At 53.2% G+C, this 695-nt stretch carries 1 protein-coding gene; it reads right to left on the bottom strand.

Features of this window, described 5'->3' with window-relative positions; translation table 11 throughout:
• On the bottom strand, nucleotides 1-695 hold a 695-nt coding region (locus ACESQ2_RS28415; RefSeq protein ID WP_373171597.1), incomplete at both ends, for an EF-Tu/IF-2/RF-3 family GTPase.

Raw genomic sequence — 695 nt, 5'->3', positions numbered from 1 at the left:
CCTTCACGGATTGCGAAACGCAGACCGTCGTCCATCGCGATCGGGTGGATCAGGGTAACAACCATTTTGATGTTGTCGCCCGGCATTACCATCTCTACGCCTTCCGGCAGTTCGATGGTGCCAGTCACGTCAGTTGTACGGAAGTAGAACTGCGGACGGTAGCCTTTGAAGAACGGAGTATGACGGCCGCCTTCGTCTTTGGACAGAATGTACACTTCAGATTCGAACTTGGTGTGCGGCTTGATAGAACCCGGCTTAGCCAGTACCTGACCACGTTCGATTTCTTCACGTTTGATACCACGCAGCAGAACACCAACGTTCTCACCAGCACGGCCTTCGTCCAGCAGTTTGCGGAACATTTCAACGCCAGTACAGGTAGACTTCGCAGTCTCTTTGATACCAACGATTTCAACTTCTTCGCCAACTTTGATGATACCGCGCTCTACACGACCGGTAACAACGGTACCACGACCGGAGATGGAGAATACGTCTTCGATCGGCAGCAGGAACGGCTTGTCAATCGCACGCTCTGGTTCCGGGATGTAAGAATCCAGGTAGCCAGCCAGTTCGATGATTTTCGCTTCCCAGTCTGCGTCGCCTTCCAGCGCTTTCAGAGCGGAACCGCGAACGATCGGAGTGTCGTCGCCCGGGAAATCGTACTGAGACAGAAGTTCACGAACTTCCATTTCAACCAG

It is taken from the genome of Klebsiella sp. Q11, assembly GCF_964241505.1.
In the GTDB taxonomy this organism is placed as follows: Bacteria; Pseudomonadota; Gammaproteobacteria; order Enterobacterales; family Enterobacteriaceae; genus Klebsiella; species Klebsiella michiganensis.
The sequence above is the reverse complement of the archived record's forward strand: the minus strand, read 5'-3'. Positions and strand labels throughout refer to the sequence as shown.